We start from the raw sequence: 18,467 nt of genomic DNA, 5'->3' as shown, positions 1-18,467 counted from the left end.
CATAATGCTGGTTCATTATCAGATTATTAGTACCTTTATGAGACACAATAAAAACCCAAGCAAGACTGTTCGCTTGGGTTTTGGTTTTAAGACTTCGTATCATACGCGTTCGATGATGGTCGCAATCCCCTGCCCCAATCCGATACACATGGTCGCAAGTCCGATTTGGGTGTCTTGTTGCTCCATGACGTTCAAAAGCGTGGTGGTAATTCTCGCACCCGAACAGCCCAGCGGGTGTCCTAAAGCAATCGCTCCGCCATTGTGATTGACGATGTCTTGCTTGTCATACAGCCCCAAGCCTTTTAGCACCGACAAGCCTTGGGCGGCGAATGCTTCGTTTAGCTCCACCGTTTGAATGTCGTTGATAGACAGCCCTGCTCGTTTTAGTGCCTTTTGTGTGGCAGGGACAGGTCCATAGCCCATAATCGCCGCATCGCACCCTGCCACTGCCATGGAGCGGATGACCGCTCGCGGGGTCAGCCCAAGCTCCTTGGCCTTGCCTGCCGACATAACGAGCATGGCGGACGCACCGTCTGATAGGGCGGACGATGAGCCTGCCGTTACCGTGCCGTTTACAGGGTCAAAGACGGGTCTGAGTTTTTGTAGACTCTCAATATTGGCATCAAAACGAATGACTTCGTCCACCGTGCATAACTGCAAATTACCCTGCTCATCATGCCCTTCCACGCCCACGATTTCTTTATCAAATCGTCCTTCTTGGGTGGCTTTGGTTGCTTTGACGTGTGAGCCTAGGGCAAATTCGTCCTGCTCGGCTCGTGTGATGTCATTCATACGCCCAAGCATCTCAGCAGTTAGCCCCATCATGTTGGACGCTTTTGCGATGTGCTTTGAGCTACTGGGGTTGATGTCCACACCGTGCATCATGGCAACGTGCCCCATATGTTCCACGCCCCCGATGATAAAGATGTCGCCTTGATGGGTCATGATTTGGGCGGCGGCGGTGTGTAGGGCTTGCATGGACGAACCACACAGGCGGTTTACCGTTTGTCCTGCGACGTGCTTTGGAATGCCTGCCAACAGGCTTGCGTGGCGAGCGATGTTCCAGCCTTGCTCCAAGGTTTGATTGACACAGCCCCAAATCACGTCCTCGATGTCATTAGGGTCAAAATCATTTCGCTTGATTAGGGCTTTCATCAGCTCTGCCGATAGGGTCTCGGCTCGCACATTGCGGAACATACCGTTTTTGGATTTGCCCATGGCGGTACGTACGCCATCGACGATGACCACGTCTGTTGGATTTAATGTTGTCATAATTTTTTCCTTAAAATTTTAATTATTGATAAAAACTCTCGCCACGCTCTGCCATGTCTCGCAAGAGTTGCGGAGCTTCATACGCCTTACCCAGATGAGCGTATTTATCGCACAAGGCGACAAATTCTTTTACGCCCACTTGGTCAATGTAGCGACACGGACCACCACGAAACGGTGGGAAACCAAGCCCCATGAGCATTGCCATATCCGCCTCGCCTGCACTTGCCACGATGCTATCTTCTAGGCAACGTACCGTCTCGGTACAAAACGCCACCATTAAGCGGTCAATGATTTCTTGCTCGTCAAAATCGACATGACCATCTTGCACCGCCTTTAGTAGCTCATAAGTGGTCGTATCCACGCTCTTTTTAGGCTTGCCTTTTTTGTCAAGCTCATAGTTATAAAAGCCTGCGCCATTTTTTTGACCTAGACGGTTATTTTCAAACATGACAGTCGTGGCACTCTTATAATCAGGGTTCATACGCTCAGGGAAAGCCTCCGCCATGACCGAACTTGCGTGCACGCCTGTATCAATGCCCACAACGTCAAGCAGATAGGCAGGTCCCATAGGCCAGCCGAACTTTTCCATGACTTTATCAATCTTGACAAAATCCGCCCCGTGTTTGATGAGTAAATCAAACGCCCCAAAATAAGGGAACAGCACACGGTTTACCAAAAATCCTGCACAGTCATTGACCACAATTGGCGTTTTGCCCATCTTTTGAGCAAGGGCAACCGTGGTCGCCACCGCTTCATCGCTCGTCTGCTCGCCACGGATAATCTCCACAAGGGGCATGCGATGAACAGGGTTAAAAAAGTGCATACCCACAAAATTCTCGGGGCGTTTTAGCGACTTGGCAAGCTCGGTAATGCTAATCGTGGACGTGTTGGACGCAAGGATAGCCGTGTCCTTGATGAGGTTTTCGGTCTCGGCAAGCACCGCTTTTTTGATTTTTTCGTTCTCCACCACCGCTTCAATGACGATGTCAGGCGTAGCAAAATCACCATAGTTTAGGGTTGGGCGGATTTTAGATAGGGTTTCGCCCATTTTGGCGGTGCTAATTTTGCCACGTTCTACTTCTTTGCTAAGGAGCTTGCTTGCTTCATTCATGCCTAGGTCAAGTTGTTCTGCCTTGATGTCTTTCATGATGATGGGCAAGCCCTTGACCGCCGATTGATAAGCGATACCACCGCCCATAATCCCTGCCCCAAGCACCGCCATTTCATTGATGTCGTGGGCGGATTTGGATTGGTCTTTGGCACGTTTTTTAACCAGCTGGTCGTTTAGAAATACACCGACAAGAGCAGCCGCTTGTGGGGTTTTGGCGGATTTGGCAAAATTGGTCGCTTCAATCTTAATCGCTTCATCACGCCCCAAATTAACGTGGTTTTCTATCGCATCTAGGGCAAGGGCAACGGCAGGATAATGCTTGGGATTGGCTTTGGCAAAAATCACGCCTTTGGCAGAGTTAAACGCCATTGCCTGCTCGGTTTGGTTAAGTTTGACAGGTTCTAACTTCTCGGCACGTTTGGCTTGCCAGTCAAGCTCGCAATTTATGCACTTTTTGACCAAATCCAGAGCCGACTGCTCCACACTCTCGTCCGCCACGACAGCGTCCACCAAACCCACTTTTAGGGCATCGTTAGGTTTTAGGGGATTGCCTGTGGCGATGAGTTCTAGGGCGTTGTCAATGCCGATAATGCGTGGCGTACGCACACTACCACCAAAGCCAGGGAAAATACCGAGTTTGGTCTCAGGCAAGCCAATCTGAGCCGATTGCCCCATGACACGGTACTCACACACAAGGGTCATCTCGCACCCACCTCCCAACGCTGCGCCATTGATAGCCGACACCTTAGGAAATGGTAAATCTTCAAAACGGTTAAACACACTGTTAATGTCAAGTAGCCAATTTTCCAATTCTTCTTGGGGGTTTTTAAAATAACCGACAAACTCGGTAATATCCGCCCCTGCGATAAAGACCTTTTTGCCTGACGTTACAATCAAGCCCTTGATGTTCGTGTCCTGCTCCAAGGCGGTTACGGCTTCTTTGAACTCAGCATTGGTGGCTTGGTCAAATTTATTGACTGATTCATTTTCATTATTGAAATGAAATTTGACGATATCGCCGTCTAGTCGGCTGACTTGTATGGATTTTCCTTGATAGATCATATGTACTCCTATTGCTTATGTTTGGGATAATTTACACATCCAATCTTACTATAACATAAGCCATCAGCGAAAATAAGTACAGAATTTTGGGCAAATTTGACCGATTGGTCATCTTTTGGCGGCGATCATTTATGACCATGCAATAAAAATCCCCGTGCAATGACGGGGAGTTTTACCATGGCTGATTATTTCTCAATAGTTGGTGCTTTACCATCGTTGATGACGTCAGCATCGACGATCACTTCTTTGACATCGTCCATGCTTGGCAGCTCATACATGGTATCAAGCAGCGCATTCTCAATGATAGAGCGCAGACCGCGCGCGCCTGTTTTACGCTTCATGGCTTTTTTGGCGATGGCATCCAATGCATCTTTATCAAATGACAGCTTGGCGCCCTCCATCTCGAACAGATACTGATATTGCTTGGTCAGCGCGTTCTTGGGCTCGGTGAGAATCTGTACCAATGCCTCTTCATCAAGCTCATCAAGCGTCGCGATGACCGGCAGACGACCAATAAATTCTGGAATGATACCAAACTTCACCAAATCCTCAGGCTCAACCTCACGGAACAGCTCACTGATCTTGGTCTCTTCTTTGGCTTTGACCACCGCATTAAAGCCCATGCCCGTGGTCTCTGTACGCTGCTGGATGATCTTATCAAGCCCTGCGAATGCACCACCGACAATCATTAGGATATTACTGGTGTCCACCTGAATCATCTCTTGGCGTGGGTGCTTACGGCCACCTTGGGGCGGAATATTGGCAACCGTACCTTCGATGATTTTTAGTAGTGCCTGCTGAACGCCCTCACCGGATACGTCACGAGTAATTGAGACGTTTTCGCTTTTTTTGGTGATTTTATCGATCTCATCGATGTAGATGATGCCTTTTTGGGTGCGTTCAATGTCATAGTCAGCAGCTTGTAGCAGCTTTTGAACGATGTTCTCAACATCCTCACCCACATAGCCTGCCTCGGTTAAGGTCGTGGCGTCTGCCATGGCAAATGGCACATCCAACAGTCGCGCCAAAGTTTGCGCCAATAGAGTCTTACCCGAGCCCGTTGGTCCGATGAGCAGAATGTTACTCTTAGCCAGCTCAACTTTCTCGCCATTTAGCGTGTCGTCTTTTTGGGCAGACTTTAAGCGCTTATAGTGGTTATAGACCGCAACCGACAGTGCTTTTTTGGCAGCGTCTTGACCAATGACATATTCATCTAAGTGCGCGCGCAGCTCTTTTGGCGTAGGTAGCTTAGCATTCGCCCAATCGTCAGCCTCTTCTTGGTGGTCATAAGACGTGGCTTCTTTGGTGGTCTCTTTTGTTGGCTTATCAGCTTTAGCCTTGGATGGCTTGACGCCGATGCCTGCTTCTCTTAGCATGTCGCCACACAGTGACACACACTCATTACAGATATTAGCCGCATCGCCAGCGATGAGTTTTTTGACCTCGGCTTTCTTTTTACCACAGAACGAACAGGTATTTTCTAAATTACTCATCATCAATCCTTATAGCCCAGCAGGACGCTTGTCAAGCACAACATCCACCAAGCCATATTCGCGCGCCGCTTCTGCACTCATGAAGTTATCGCGGTCGGTGTCTTTCTCTAGGCGCTCGACTGGCTGACCTGTATGATCAGCAAGCAGCTGATTTAGTTTGGCTTTCAACTGGATAATCTCACGCGCATGAATCTCGATGTCCGATGCCTGACCACGGAAACCGCCTAGCGGCTGATGAATCATGATGCGTGAATTGGCAAGAGCATAACGCTTGCCCTTCTCACCTGCCGACAATAGGAACGAGCCCATGCTCGCTGCCTGACCCATACAGATGGTCGAGACATCCGGCTTAATAAAGTTCATCGTATCATAGATTGCCATGCCCGCAGTAACCACGCCGCCAGGGGAGTTGATGTATAGATGTACATCTTTTTCTGGATTGTCAGCTTCTAGAAATAACAACTGAGCGACAATCAGGTTCGCCATGTTATCCTCAACCTGACCCGTCAAGAAAATCACACGCTCACGCAATAAGCGCGAGAAAATATCAAAAGAACGCTCACCACGACCAGACTGCTCAATCACCATCGGCACAAGGGCGTTTTGTGGTGCAATGGGCGCGTGATAGCTGTCCATCAACTGATCATAAAAAGGATTGTGTTTCATGTTTTGCATTGTGATTTCCTAGTTTTTGAAAATATCGCTTATTTTACCATTAATTAAAAAATACCCCAAACACTGTTTGGGGTATTTTTATGGCTTTATTGTAAGCCAAGATTATAGCTGAGCTTGTTGAGCTGCTGCCAGTAGGTCTTGGTATTTAACTTCTTTGTTAGTTACTTTACCTTGAGCCAGTAGATAATCAACCACTTGATCTTCTAGAACCACAGACTCGATGCCAGCGCGTTGCTGCTTGTCGTTGGTGTAGTAGTCGATAACTTCTTGTGGATCTTCGTAGTTTTCAGCCGCTTCTGCGATGAATGCAGTCACGCGATCTTGATCAACTTCGATTTTCTCTTTGTCGATGATTTGGCTAACCAATACGCCAAGACGTACCGCGCGCAGTGCTTGATCTTCGAACAGCTCATTTGGTAGCATGTCAGCGCCGAAAGTATTAGGGTTGGCACCGAACTGCTGAGCGAAACGCTGTAGCATTTGTTCGCGCTGACGGTTGATTTCTTGCTCTAGCATGGCTTTTGGCACGTCAAATTCATTCTTCTCAAGTAGCGCGTCAAATGCAGCTTGTTTTACTTGATTGCGACCTGCATTCTTGATTTCGCGCTCCATGTTCTTACGAACGTCAGCTTTTAGCTTGTCAAGACCGCCTTCTTTTACACCGAATAGCTCAAAGAATTCTTCGTTTAGCTCAGGCAGTTTTGGTGATTTAACTTCTTTAACATTGATTTTGAAGTCAGCTTCTTTGCCTTTTAGGTTTTCGGCTTGATAATCTTCTGGGAAAGTTACTTTGATGGTTTTTTCTTCGCCAGCTTTCATGCCTTTCATGCCATCTTCAAAGCCTGGAATCATCTGACCAGAACCGATCACCAGACGATAGTTCTCAGCGCTGCCGCCTTCGAATTTTTCGCCATCGATAGAACCTTCAAAGTCAAAAGTCGCTTCATCGCCATCTTCTAGCGCACCGTCTTTGGTCTCTAGCGTTTGGCGTTGTTTTTGTAGGTTTTCGATCATCACGTCTACGTCTTCGTCAGACACAGAAGCTGTTTGACGCTCAACTTCGATCTCGCTCACGCCTTTTACTTCCACTTCTGGGAAAGTTTCAACCGTGGCTTGATATACCAAGAAATCATTCTCAAGTTTCACGTCATCAATATTCGGCACGCCCACTGCACGGATTTTTTTCTCGTTCATCGCTTCAAATACGGTGTCACGAATCACGTCGTTGATGACTTCTTGCTGGATGCCAGCACCGTACTGGGCGCGGATGTGCGACACAGGCACTTTACCCTTACGGAAACCGTCAATCTTAGCGGTCTTAGCTAGACTGCGGATACGACCTTCTACTTTGCCTTGGATGGTACCAACTGGCACTTTTACGGTCAATTGGGTTTCTTTGTCTGACAGTACATTGACTGCGATGTCTAGATTGCTCATGGTAATTACCTTTTAAAATATGAAAATCGGCTTGACTTCCATCAAGTATAAAATTTGGGTGTTATCATAACACGATTTAGGCATCAAAACACCTAAAAGCATCACAGTATAACGCTAAGCGGTTAAAATTACAACCAAAAACGCTGCATTCCCCATCAAATGCCTTTTATTTGAGCTGATTGATGAGTGTCTGCAAAGCCTGTCCGCGATGACTAAGCGAATTTTTGACTGTCTTTTCAAGCTCAGCGGAAGATTTGTCAAGGCTTGGCACATAGAACAGCGGATCATAACCAAAGCCATTCTCGCCCCGTGGTGCATCTAAGATCTCGCCCGCCCATTCGCCTTGGGCAATGATTGGTAAAGGGTCATCGGCGTGGCGCACCATGGCAAGCACGCAGACGAATTTACCGGCGATTGGAGCATCGCCCCTAAGCGGTGCCAGCTCTGTCAGTAGCTTGATGTTATTTGCCTGATCATCGCCATGCACGCCTGCATATCTCGCCGAATAAATCCCCGGCATATTACCAAGTGCAGGCACGCATAGCCCACTATCATCCGCCAAAGTAGGCAGTCCGCTGGCAGCACTTGCGTGGCGCGCCTTGATGATGGCATTCTCGATGAATGATAATCCTGTCTCATCAGCGTCTGTGATGCCAAGCTCACCTTGTGGGATGATGCTAATGCCCAGATTCGCCTGATCGAACAGCGCCTGAAATTCAGCCAATTTGCCTTTGTTGTTACTGGCCAAAACGATGGTTTGCATGATTTAAATCTCCTAATTATCAGTCTGTTATTGTAGCATAATTAAGCCCATCGGATAATCATCCTAAGCACTCAGCGAATGCCGTCATCCGCAAACCCCCTCAGGCAAGCCTAATATAAGCTCAGGTTTCTTTTCGGCAATATTCCTGATACAATGCTGTTGTTTATCATTTAATAATCATTTTCAATAATAAAGGATTTTCATGTCAAATAACATCTACACCGACGTGGGCAGCGATGTATTGTCGGCTTCGTCTGCGCCACCTCCACTACCTACCTTACAGCCTGAGCCGACCACTCATCGCTTTACCTTTGGTGGTACAGCAATGGCTTATTTTAAGATTTGGATTGTCAATTTGGTGCTGACCATTGTTACGCTGGGCATCTACTCACCATGGGCGAAAGTGCGCCGCCTACGTTATTTTTATGGTAATACGCACCTTGATGGCAAGAGTTTTGATTTTACCGCCAATCCCAAGCGCATCTTGATCGGGCGCCTGATCGCCATCGCCATCTATGTCGCCATCAGCGTCTTTGGTCAGTTCTCGCCTGAGATTGCTTTTGCAGGGGCGATATTACTATTCTTAGTTTTCCCTTGGATGTTGCGCTCGACGCTGCGTTTTATGGCGAGAAACAGCCAATTTAATAACGTTCGCTTTGGTTTTGGTGGTACGCTCGCGGCGGCTTATGTGGTGATGTTGCTGATTGTGGCTTTAAACTTCGTAAGCTTCGGTCTCTTAACACCATTTACGATTTGGTTGTTTAAGCGTTATCAATTTGACAATACGTATTTTGGACAACTTAAATTCAACTTCAACACCGGTGTCTGGGACATGTATAAGGCGATGATTCTGCCGTTACTTGCATTTTTCGTTGTGATGTTGCTGGGTGGTGGTTTTATCTTTAGCCAAGTAGAGACGATGACTTCACCCGATGGGTCGCTACCACCTGTGGCAATAGGCATCATCGCAGTCATCTACGCTGTGATGCTGCTTATTTTTCCACTCATGCAAGGCTATATCCATCGCGCCATCTGGGGCAAATTAACCTTGGGGGACAATCGCTTCGTCTTGGTGAACTTTAGCCCATTAAAATTCGCCTTCATCAGCCTAACCAATGTCATCGCAACCGTCCTAAGCGTAGGCTTATTACACCCTTGGGCAGCGGTGAGAATGCACCGCTACAAGACCGAAACCCTCGCCCTGTCTGTGGTGGACGACTTCGATGCGCTGACCACGCCGAGCGCGGATAACGTATCGCCTCTGGCAGAAGAGATCAGCGACGTGTTCGACTTTGATGTGTCTTGGTAAGTGAGTCTAGCATGAACCAAGCTGTGACCGTGCGGTATTTTGATGGGCAAATCAGTAAAGCGCACAACGCTCAAATTCATCCTGTATTTTATCAGGGTCAAGCGGATGGTTTTGTGGTTGTCTGGAGAAATACCGACAACACACACCAAGAGAAGCGTTATTTTGCCAAGAATTGTGAATACCTGCCCAGCGTGGATAATTCGCCACACGCCATCATGCTGTCCGATGGCGCGCGCATAGAATTTCTAGGCTCGCCACCCGATTGGATCGAGCTGCAGCATCGTTCGCTGTTCGACAACATTACCAAGATGGAGAACCGCTGGGCGTGGATCGGAACGGGGTTGGTGATATTGTGCGTGTTTGTCTTTGGGCTGTTTCGTTTTGGCATTCCGATGGCATCTCACCACATCACTCAGAGACTGCCCAGCGATGTTCTTATGGAGGCAGGCAATCATGCTGAGGAATACGTCATGGAGATGACCGAGCCCAGCGCCCTGTCTAAGGCGCGCCAAGATGAGATCAAGGCTCTGTATGATAAGCTAGATGCCAACCCACAAGCCAAAATCATCGTCAGAAGTGGCGGTGACATCGGCGCCAATGCACTGGCCATCCCCAATAACACCATCGTCATCACCGATGAACTTATCAAGCTTAGCGGTGATAATCACGAAATCCTAGCCGTCCTAGCCCATGAACAGGGGCATCTGGTGCATCGACATAGTCTAGAACAGGCCATATCAAGCCTTGGCATTGGAGTGCTGGTTGTCATCATCACGGGCGATACGTCTGATATTCTGCTGGCATTGCCCACAGTGCTTGCGACCACGCAATACTCTCAAAAAGCAGAGATGGAAGCGGACAAATATGCCATCGATGAGCTAAAACGCCTTGGCATATCGCCCATGCACCTTGCCAACTTCTTTGAGAAAATGAAAAAAGAACATGGCAACGGTCAAGGACATTGGTCGCTACTGTCCACGCACCCCAAGACGGATAAGCGGATTGAGCAGGTTAAGAAGCATAGTGAATAGGGCATGACTGTCATAATGTCGCAAAAACCGCCTTTGGGCGGTTTTTGTTTAGGCATGATACCTCTGGGATTTTGACTTTGCCAACGCCATGTATCCACGCACATACGCTCGATGTCATATTCTGCCGTCCAGCCAAGCAAGTTTTTGGCTTTATCGCTACTGGCATAGCAAGTGGCAATGTCCCCTGCTCGTCTTGAGGCGATGACGTATGGCACGGACTGCCCTGTGGTGTGGATAAAGGCATTAACCAGTTGTAGTACGCTTGTGCCATTGCCTGTGCCCAGGTTAATCGGCTCAAAGCCAAAAGCCGTCTCACACCCTGCGATATAATCCAGTGCTGACACATGACCTTTTGCCAAATCCACCACATGAATATAATCACGCACCCCTGTACCATCAACAGTATCATAATCATTGCCAAACACGGATAATTTTTCTAATTTACCCACCGCCACTTGGCTGATATAAGGCATAAGGTTGTTGGGAATGTCGCTTGGGTCTTCGCCGATTGTCCCTGATACGTCCGCCCCAATGGGGTTAAAGTAACGTAGGGAGATGATATTCCACACTTGGCTATCCTTGGCAGACTTTGCCAAATCTTCTAGGATATACTCCACCGCAAGCTTGGACTGTCCATAAGGGTTGGTGCAAGAACGCTTGGCGGTCTTGGCAATTGGTAAAATCTCTGGGTCGCCATAGACCGCTGCCGATGATGAAAAGATAAAGTTGGTTACGCCTTTGTCTTTCATGACTTCTAGTAGGTTTAGCGTGCCTGTTACGTTGTTTTGGTAGTATTTAAGCGGTTTTGCCACGCTCTCGCCCACCGCTTTTAGCCCTGCAAAATGAATCACACCAAAAAAAATCATGTTCATCAAATACCCGCTCCAAATGAGCCTTATCTAGCACATCGCCTTTGATAAATGCTATCTCTGTACCGAAAATTTTTTGTACACGCCCAATCGCCACAGGGCTAGAATTGGACAAATTATCATATACCACAGGCGTATAACCTGCCTTAATCAGTTCAATCAAGGTATGTGAGCCGATATAGCCTGCTCCGCCTGTTACTAGGATTTTTTTCATCTCGTATTCTCTTAAAAATGGATTTAGTGATTTTTCCGCCCCACACCAAAATACCCACCCTTTAACCTGCCGATCTCATCACAACTTAACACATTGGCGTCAAACACAGGCACGCCGATAGCAAGGCGATTCACATCAAAGTCGTCAATGCGATTTAGGACAAATATCGCTTGCACGTCCACATCAATACCACTTGGTTTAAACAGCATCTCATCGTCATAAAGCCTAATAAGCTCATCATCCGCCACGCCCCCTGCCACATAGGTAGTAATGCCATACGACCATAATAGGGGCAGCAGCCGATGAATGGCGGAATTGTCGGTACGTCCTGAGCCTGATTTGTAACTACCGCCCACAATCAGCACCGTTTTGTCATCAATAAAGCCGTCAAAATACCGCCAAAATTTGCGAAACAGTAGCTCTTTTTGGTCGTCATTTAACTCCGACACGGCAGACAAAATGGGATTTTTGACGTTTTTGTTATCAAAGCTCGCCTGCAAGGTCATCATCTCGTTTGGCAATGTCCGTCCGCCAAAGCCCGCCCCTGCGGTAAGATAGCTCGCCCCCAGCCGTCCGTCTTGCCCCATGATATAACTGATTGTGGTAATATCCACGCCTTGACGGTCGGCAAGTCGTGATAACTCATTCATGAGGCTCACCCGAGTGGCAAGCATTGCCATGACAGACGCACGGGCAAACTCTGCGGTAGCGATGTCGGTCGTTTGCACCGATTTTGCTCCATTTATCACAGGCATGAGGGCGGATAATGGATGGTCGGTCTTTTGTCCGATGAGCAGTAGGTGCGGATTTAGCATGGACGTAAAGGCTTGTCCGTCCACCAAAAACACAAACGGCACATAATACACCAAGGCACGTTTTAGCCCCTTTGCCAAGACATCAAAATCCCCCAAAGGCAAGTTACCACTTAGGATAACAGGGCTTGTGTCATTGGCTTTATTAAAGGCAGTTATCCACACGGATACGTCCACATTATCAAAACACACATCGCTCACAAATAGCCAACAAAGCTCGGACTCCTCTGGCACAAAGTCGTCAAAACCCACAAGGGTAATGACTTCACGGCTTTTGTACATCTCGTACAAAGCCACAAGCTCATGCTCAAAGGCATACTGGCGAGCGATGTGGTCCAAGTCATTGTCATAAATCACGACACGCTTACCAAGACTTGCCAAGACAACGGCAGTCGTTAGGCAGTCTATGCTATGTCCAACAAGAGTGCAGGGCTTTTGGTTAGTCTTGTGCATGGCTATCCTTGATGATGTTTAATAAAAAATTGGTGGAGCTGTCAAAGTCGCCCACGCCTTGCCCGTTTAGCACGTCAAACACGCTGTTTGCCATGATTTTGCCCATTTCAACACCCCATTGGTCAAAGGGATTGATACCCCAAAACACGGACGCCACATAGACTTTGTGTTCGTATAAGGCGATGAGCGAGCCAAGGCTTTTTGGCGTGAGAGCATCTAACAAAATGGTGGTGGACGGTTGATTGCCACGATATTGTTTAAATTGGGCAAAATCATCGTCATTTTTTTGCAACTCATCAGGCAAGGCGTGATTGCCAAACGCCAATACCTGCGACTGAGCAAGGCAGTTTGACAAGGAAAGCTTGTGCTGTTCGGCTAAATGAGCATTGGCAGTTTGGTGCTGATGAGAGCGATGAATGGGCGTGATAAAGTCGCAAGAGACCCGTTGTGTGCCTTGATGAAGGAGCTGATAAAAGGCGTGCTGGGCGTTTGAGCCGATGTCGCCCCACAAAATCGGACAAGTGTCATAGCCGACCTGCTGACCGTCTCTGGCGACCGATTTGCCGTTGGACTCCATTTCAAGCTGGGTCAGATAGTTGGGAAAATGCGACAATCTGCCGTCATAAGGCAGCACGGTGTGGGCGTTAATCCCCAAAAAAGTGCTGTTCCACACGCCCAACAGTCCAAGCAGGACGGGCATATTTTGGGCAAAATCGGCTGTGGTAAAATGCCTGTCCATGTCGTTCGCCCCTGATAGTAGCTCATAAAAGCCGTCCATGCCGATTTTTATGGCAATAGCAAGTCCGATGACCGACCACATACTAAACCGACCGCCAACCCAGTCCCACAGTAACAACTGATTATTTTCATGAATGCCCCAATCGCTCATCTTGTCAGGACGTGTAGAAATGCCAATAAAATGACGGCGTAAAATCGTGGGTTTGTTGTCATGGGCGGACAACAGCCAACCCAGGGCGGTTTTGGCGTTGGAGAGCGTGTCTATCGTACCAAATGACTTTGATGAAATGATAAACAGTGTGGTTTGCGGATTTAGCACCTTTAACAGGCTGTCAAGCTGAGTGCCGTCCATGTTAGAGACAAAATGCACCCGAATGGACGTGTCCGCCCACTCGGACAAGGCAGTCGTTGCCATTAGGGGCCCTAAATCCGAACCGCCCACACCGATATTGACCACATCCGTCATGGCATGACCTGCATAGCCACGCCACACGCCTGTGCGGATAAGGCTAACAATCGTCTCGGCTTTGGCAAGGCTGTCGTGGACTTGGGCGTTTACGTCCGTACCATCCACGATGAGCGACTCGCCCTTTGGTAAGCGTAACGCGGTGTGCAAGGCGGGACGGTTTTCGGAGTCGTTTACTTTTTTACCTGTTAATAAATCATTGATTTTATTGGATAATTGACAATCGTCCGCCAAGCTTAATAACGCTGATAAAATCTCATCGTCAATCGCTTGCTTACTAAAATCCATGTACATATCACAAGCCGACACACCAAACCGCTCGCCACGTTTGTCATCTTTGAACAGCTCGGTTAAGGTGCGGTCAGTTTGGGCAAGGGCGTGTAGGGTTTGCCAAGTGGGACTTTGATTCATGGCAAATCCTTAAAATGGCTCGCCAATATGCTCGGCAAAATAACCAAATGCCTTGATATAAGTCGCCATGTCGCCAGCATCAAAGCTCTCGCCTTTCAATGTTACCGCGTCCATGCCCTGCTTACTGATAAGTGCATCAATGGCATCGGTCAGCTGAATCTCACCACCCATAGACGGCTTAGTCTCTGCCAAAAAGTCAAAAATCTCTGGGCTAAACACATACCGCCCCACGACCGCAAGGTTGGACGGAGCGTCTTTTAGCAGGGGCTTTTCTACAAAACCCTTAACATCAAAAGATTGATTGGTGTCGGATTTGGCAATGGTTTGCTTATCGGCAAGGCGAGCAATACCGTATTTGTGCACATCATCGTCCGCCACAGGGTCTACCAAGATTTGTGAGCGACCTGTTTTGGCAAACTCATCCAGCATATATGCCAAATTATCCGCCTTAAAATCAGTCTTAAACGGGTCTAGCACCACATCAGGCAAAAGCACCGCAAAGGGATTATCACCCACGACCGCACGCCCTTGCAAGACAGCGTGTCCCAGCCCCAAAGGCTTGCCTTGACGCACGCTGGCAATCGCCACATCATCTGGCAAAAAGTTTAGACTGTCCGCCAGCTCATTTTTGCCCTTTGAGCGAAGTTGGGTATCTAGTTCGCTGTTGATGTCAAAATAATTTTCTATCGCACCTTTTTGGGCGTGATTGACAAGCACGATATTTTTGATGCCTGCCTTTATTGCTTCATCAATGACATAGGCAATGCTTGGGCGATTGCCAAGCGGCAACATCTCTTTTGGGATAGCTTTTGAAAGCGGGAGCATCCGAGTGCCAAAGCCTGCACAAGGGATGATGGCATAAGTTACTGATTTCATCTAAACTACCTATCACATCTACAATGGCTACTATGATTAAATAACAGCGATTCAAAAAAGTCATGACACCTTGAGCATCAGACCAGCCAAATGATCCATCATGACCATTCAACCTCATGACATTCAATCAATGTTCGATTATAACACACATCGCATAATGACAATGCAGGCAAATGACCTATCTCGCCAATAATACATCCGCTCATCTTATGCACCCCAGACACAGCGACATCCCAGCATTCAAACGACATCTATTCCCAGCAGACGCTGACTAGAAGCAGAATGGGGGATGCGACGAAACGCCAATCGCCACACATAATAATTGCCAAAACAACCCCAAAAAATCCAAAAAAATTTTTTTATAGAAAGGCTTCAAATGATGCTAAAAATATATTTGACACAAAAGCGATGCCTTGTTACCATAGAGCAAGACAGTGTTAAAACATATGGCGATAAGTGCTCAAAAGCTACACACTGGGTTCTTATTTACCTTTCCATCACAAATCAGATATCAGATAGGAGTTATCTTGTGAATAAAATCTTTAAAGTCAAGCGCAACTCGCTTGGTCAATCGGTCGTCTGTTCAGAGATCGCCACTTCTCGTTCAAAAGGTCGTGTGATCGCATCTGCATTGGCATTGGCTGTGGCAAGTACGGTAGCTGGTCAAGCGGCTGCTCAAGTTAAATCGTACTATACAGAAAGTACTACGGAACTAGCCAACCTTGGTGAATTGAACTATGAAAGAATAGAAAATTTAGAGATTGCTGCAGAAGAAACAAGCACCGATCTTGATAACCTTTCAGAATGGTTTAAACTAGCTCATGAGGCAATTGGAGACCACTATGCTGCTCTTGATGGCGTGGGTGATATTGTTAGTGCTTTGAGTGCAACAGACGATGTCCTCATCGACGAAATCGCTGAGAACACCAATGACATCTTCAAGTTGGCGGTGATTTCTGAAACCACTGTTGATGAAGTGGCAAAAAACCGTGCTGCTCTAGAAGCACATACCGACTCAATCAATGATCTTGGTACTGCGACCAATGTCCTCATCGACGAAATCGCTGAGAACACCAATGACATCTTCAAGTTGGCGGTGATTTCTGAAACCACTGTTGATGAAGTGGCAAAAAACCGTGCTGCTCTAGAAGCACATACCGACTCAATCAATGATCTTGGTACTGCGACCAATGTCCTCATCGACGAAATCGCTGAGAACACCAATGACATCTTCAAGTTGGCGGTGATTTCTGAAACCACTGTTGATGAAGTGGCAAAAAACCGTGCTGCTCTAGAAGCACATACCGACTCAATCAATGATCTTGGTACTGCGACCAATGTCCTCATCGACGAAATCGCTGACAATATCACTGCCACTCAAAAAACAGCTGAACAAACTGCGAAAAATACTCAGAACATTGCCAAGAACCAAGCGGACATCGCGACCTTGATGAGCAAGTCGCCAGCAGCAGTTGATTTACAGCCAATCAATGACAAGATCAACAAGCTTGATGACAAGCTAAGTGCAGGCGTGGCTGGTGCTGTGGCCCTTGCCATGATGCCAGCACCGGCTGCTGGTAGCCACTACATCACTGGTGGTACAGGCTTCTATAATGGTGAAAGTGCGGTAGCAGTTGGTCTTACTGGTGCAAGTGAGACTGGTGCCTTTACCTATAAGATCGGTGGCTCAGTAAATTCCTCTGGCTCTGGTACTTTTGGTGCTGGTGCAGGCTATCGTTGGAAATAATCCACGATCATTGCATGAAAAAATCGCTCATCATTGAGCGATTTTTTTATATCAAATCTAATTTCACGCACTTTGATACCCAAACCAACTCAAAATAATATACCAAACTACCTTTCAGACCCTATTAAAATGCGTTTGGGATTGGCAGTGAAATCAAAACTTCGTCCAGCGATTTGAGCATCTTAAAACATTGCCATAAAAAAACACCCTATGATGGGTGTTTTTTTATTGAGAAAGTCAATCAGCGTTTTTTACGTTGGATGGCGTGAATCGCTCGACCATCAGCCGACAACGCCGCTTCATGCACCGCTTCAGATACGGTTGGGTGTGCAAAGGTCATGAGCTGCAAGTCTTCAACGCTCGACACAAACTCAAGAGCAATCATGCCCTGATGAACGATGTCGCCTGCACCAACACCCACCATATGCAAACCAAGCAATCGGTCAGTTTTGGCGTCTGCCACGACCTTAATGAGACCTTGACCCTCACCTTGTGCCAACGCACGACCGTTAGCAGCTAAGCTGAACGAGCCAGTTTTTACCTCATATCCCTTGTCTTTAGCAGCCTGCTCGGTCAGACCCACCCAAGCAATCTCTGGGTGGGTATAGATGACGCTGATGATGGTGTCATAGTTTACCTGAGCTTTTTCGCCATGAATGCGTTCTACCGCCATCATGCCCTCTTCCATCGCTTTATGAGCCAGCATCGGTCCACGCACCAAATCACCGATGGCATACACACCATCTAGGTTGGTTTTGCACTGGTCATCAACCGCCACCAAACCTCGTTCAGTCAGCTCAATGCCACAGCCATCAGCCAGTAATGCTTCGCTGTATGCACGACGACCCACGCAGACGATCAGCTTATCAAAGGTCTCAGTCTTGATTTCGCCTTTGACATCAGTAGTAACTACTACTTCGCCATTGACTACTTCAGCATTGGTAACTTTGGTGTCTACACGGATGTCTAGACCTTGTTTCTTAAGTAGCTTAGCGGCTTCTTTTGAGATGTCTTTGTCAGCGACCGCTAGGAATTCTGGCATGGCTTCATATACCACCACTTCTGAGCCTAGACGACGCCATACAGAGCCAAGCTCTAGACCGATGACGCCAGCACCGATCACACCAAGACGTTTTGGTGCTTCTTTGAACTCTAGCGCGCCAGTTGAGTCTACGATGTGCTCGCCGTCAGTCTTAGCAACTGGGATTTCGATTGGCACAGAGCCTGCCGCTAGGATAACGTACTTAGCAGTGATGGTTGTTTCAGTGCCGTCATGAGCAGTGAATTTCACTTGCTTTTCAGCAGCTTTACCATCAAGTAGTGTACCCACGCCTTGTAGCCAGTCCACACCATTGCCTTTTAATAGACCTGCCACGCCGCCGGTAAGACCTTTGACAATGGCATCTTTGCGAGCAAGCATCTTGCTGACATCGATGCTGACATCGCCTGTGCTGATGCCATGCTCGGCAAGTTCATGACGAGTTGCTTCATAGCGGTGTGAGCTGTCAAGCAGTGCTTTTGATGGGATGCAGCCCACGTTTAGGCAAGTACCACCAAGTGCAGGTTCGCCTTTGTGGATGCGTTTTTCGATACAAGCGGTGCTAAAGCCAAGCTGAGCAGCGCGGATGGCAGCTTCATAGCCACCAGGTCCACCACCGATTACAACTAAGTCGTATGAAGTTTTCATGATTATTCTCTCTTTTTTAATGAAAAATGCCTACCTTGCGA

General features: G+C 47.7%; 13 protein-coding genes and 1 pseudogene. 3 read left to right on the top strand and 11 right to left on the bottom strand.

Features of this window, described 5'->3' with window-relative positions; all coding sequences use genetic code 11:
• Positions 1 to 99: 99 nt before the first annotated feature.
• The 6 genes from fadA to rdgB form a co-directional block, all read right to left on the bottom strand.
• Entirely contained in the window at positions 100 to 1,272 is a 1,173-nt protein-coding gene (gene fadA / locus DYD54_RS00455; RefSeq protein WP_063513309.1) for an acetyl-CoA C-acyltransferase FadA, read from the bottom strand.
• A 22-nt stretch (positions 1,273 to 1,294) separates the two neighbouring features.
• Positions 1,295 to 3,445, bottom strand: a complete 2,151-nt coding sequence (gene fadB / locus DYD54_RS00450; RefSeq protein ID WP_063513308.1) for a fatty acid oxidation complex subunit alpha FadB — start codon at positions 3,443 to 3,445, stop codon at positions 1,295 to 1,297.
• A gap of 185 nt (positions 3,446 to 3,630) precedes the next feature.
• Positions 3,631 to 4,938: an ATP-dependent protease ATP-binding subunit ClpX gene (gene clpX / locus DYD54_RS00445; protein ID WP_370446588.1), complete on the bottom strand. Its 1,308-nt coding sequence runs from the start codon at positions 4,936 to 4,938 to the stop codon at positions 3,631 to 3,633.
• A gap of 9 nt (positions 4,939 to 4,947) precedes the next feature.
• Positions 4,948 to 5,574 carry an ATP-dependent Clp endopeptidase proteolytic subunit ClpP gene (gene clpP, locus DYD54_RS00440; RefSeq protein ID WP_036366801.1) on the bottom strand — a complete coding sequence of 209 codons (627 nt, stop codon included), beginning with the start codon at positions 5,572 to 5,574 and terminating at the stop codon, positions 4,948 to 4,950.
• Between the two features lie 141 nt (positions 5,575 to 5,715).
• On the bottom strand, positions 5,716 to 7,050 hold the full coding sequence (gene tig, locus DYD54_RS00435; RefSeq protein ID WP_036366749.1) for a trigger factor: 1,335 nt from the start codon (positions 7,048 to 7,050) through the stop codon (positions 5,716 to 5,718).
• A gap of 166 nt (positions 7,051 to 7,216) precedes the next feature.
• Positions 7,217 to 7,813, bottom strand: coding sequence for an RdgB/HAM1 family non-canonical purine NTP pyrophosphatase (gene rdgB / locus DYD54_RS00430; RefSeq protein WP_063513306.1), 597 nt, complete (start codon positions 7,811 to 7,813; stop codon positions 7,217 to 7,219).
• A 202-nt stretch (positions 7,814 to 8,015) separates the two neighbouring features.
• On the opposite strand from rdgB, the gene DYD54_RS00425 reads away from it, so the two are divergent.
• Both DYD54_RS00425 and DYD54_RS00420 read left to right on the top strand, forming a co-directional pair.
• Positions 8,016 to 9,122 (top strand): YjgN family protein, encoded by a 1,107-nt coding sequence (locus DYD54_RS00425; RefSeq protein WP_063513305.1) that lies wholly within the window; start codon positions 8,016 to 8,018, stop codon positions 9,120 to 9,122.
• A gap of 11 nt (positions 9,123 to 9,133) precedes the next feature.
• On the top strand, positions 9,134 to 10,153 hold the full coding sequence (locus DYD54_RS00420; RefSeq protein WP_063513304.1) for a M48 family metallopeptidase: 1,020 nt from the start codon (positions 9,134 to 9,136) through the stop codon (positions 10,151 to 10,153).
• Positions 10,154 to 10,206: 53 nt separating this feature from the next.
• On the opposite strand, the pseudogene galE reads toward DYD54_RS00420, so the two are convergent.
• From galE to DYD54_RS00400, 4 genes and pseudogenes are all read right to left on the bottom strand, one after another.
• Positions 10,207 to 11,236, bottom strand: a pseudogene (gene galE / locus DYD54_RS00415) (UDP-glucose 4-epimerase GalE); the annotation flags it as partial.
• A 23-nt stretch (positions 11,237 to 11,259) separates the two neighbouring features.
• On the bottom strand, positions 11,260 to 12,501 hold the full coding sequence (locus DYD54_RS00410) for a hypothetical protein (RefSeq protein WP_063513303.1): 1,242 nt from the start codon (positions 12,499 to 12,501) through the stop codon (positions 11,260 to 11,262).
• Positions 12,488 to 14,116, bottom strand: coding sequence for a glucose-6-phosphate isomerase (gene pgi / locus DYD54_RS00405; RefSeq protein WP_063513302.1), 1,629 nt, complete (start codon positions 14,114 to 14,116; stop codon positions 12,488 to 12,490). Before pgi ends, DYD54_RS00410 begins: the two co-directional genes overlap by 14 nt.
• A gap of 9 nt (positions 14,117 to 14,125) precedes the next feature.
• Entirely contained in the window at positions 14,126 to 14,992 is an 867-nt protein-coding gene (locus DYD54_RS00400; RefSeq protein ID WP_063513301.1) for a UTP--glucose-1-phosphate uridylyltransferase, read from the bottom strand.
• A 529-nt stretch (positions 14,993 to 15,521) separates the two neighbouring features.
• On the opposite strand from DYD54_RS00400, the gene DYD54_RS00395 reads away from it, so the two are divergent.
• Positions 15,522 to 16,739, top strand: coding sequence for a YadA-like family protein (locus DYD54_RS00395; protein ID WP_063513300.1), 1,218 nt, complete (start codon positions 15,522 to 15,524; stop codon positions 16,737 to 16,739).
• A 241-nt stretch (positions 16,740 to 16,980) separates the two neighbouring features.
• On the opposite strand, the gene lpdA is transcribed toward DYD54_RS00395, so the two are convergent.
• Entirely contained in the window at positions 16,981 to 18,426 is a 1,446-nt protein-coding gene (lpdA, locus tag DYD54_RS00390) for a dihydrolipoyl dehydrogenase (protein WP_063513299.1), read from the bottom strand.
• Between the last annotated feature and the right edge of the window lie 41 nt (positions 18,427 to 18,467).

The sequence above is a fragment of the Moraxella ovis genome (assembly GCF_900453105.1).
Classification (GTDB): domain Bacteria; phylum Pseudomonadota; class Gammaproteobacteria; order Pseudomonadales; family Moraxellaceae; genus Moraxella; species Moraxella ovis.
The sequence above is the reverse complement of the archived record's forward strand: the minus strand, read 5'-3'. Positions and strand labels throughout refer to the sequence as shown.

Coding starts and splice junctions, on each gene's coding strand:
- clpP (WP_036366801.1), bottom strand. CDS start 5,574: ATGGACAGCTATCACGCGCCCATTGCACCACAAAACGCCCTTGTGCCG.
- DYD54_RS00420 (WP_063513304.1), top strand. CDS start 9,134: ATGAACCAAGCTGTGACCGTGCGGTATTTTGATGGGCAAATCAGTAAA.
- DYD54_RS00410 (WP_063513303.1), bottom strand. CDS start 12,501: ATGCACAAGACTAACCAAAAGCCCTGCACTCTTGTTGGACATAGCATA.
- DYD54_RS00425 (WP_063513305.1), top strand. CDS start 8,016: ATGTCAAATAACATCTACACCGACGTGGGCAGCGATGTATTGTCGGCT.
- fadB (WP_063513308.1), bottom strand. CDS start 3,445: ATGATCTATCAAGGAAAATCCATACAAGTCAGCCGACTAGACGGCGAT.
- pgi (WP_063513302.1), bottom strand. CDS start 14,116: ATGAATCAAAGTCCCACTTGGCAAACCCTACACGCCCTTGCCCAAACT.
- DYD54_RS00400 (WP_063513301.1), bottom strand. CDS start 14,992: ATGAAATCAGTAACTTATGCCATCATCCCTTGTGCAGGCTTTGGCACT.
- rdgB (WP_063513306.1), bottom strand. CDS start 7,813: ATGCAAACCATCGTTTTGGCCAGTAACAACAAAGGCAAATTGGCTGAA.
- tig (WP_036366749.1), bottom strand. CDS start 7,050: ATGAGCAATCTAGACATCGCAGTCAATGTACTGTCAGACAAAGAAACC.
- lpdA (WP_063513299.1), bottom strand. CDS start 18,426: ATGAAAACTTCATACGACTTAGTTGTAATCGGTGGTGGACCTGGTGGC.
- fadA (WP_063513309.1), bottom strand. CDS start 1,272: ATGACAACATTAAATCCAACAGACGTGGTCATCGTCGATGGCGTACGT.
- clpX (WP_370446588.1), bottom strand. CDS start 4,938: ATGAGTAATTTAGAAAATACCTGTTCGTTCTGTGGTAAAAAGAAAGCC.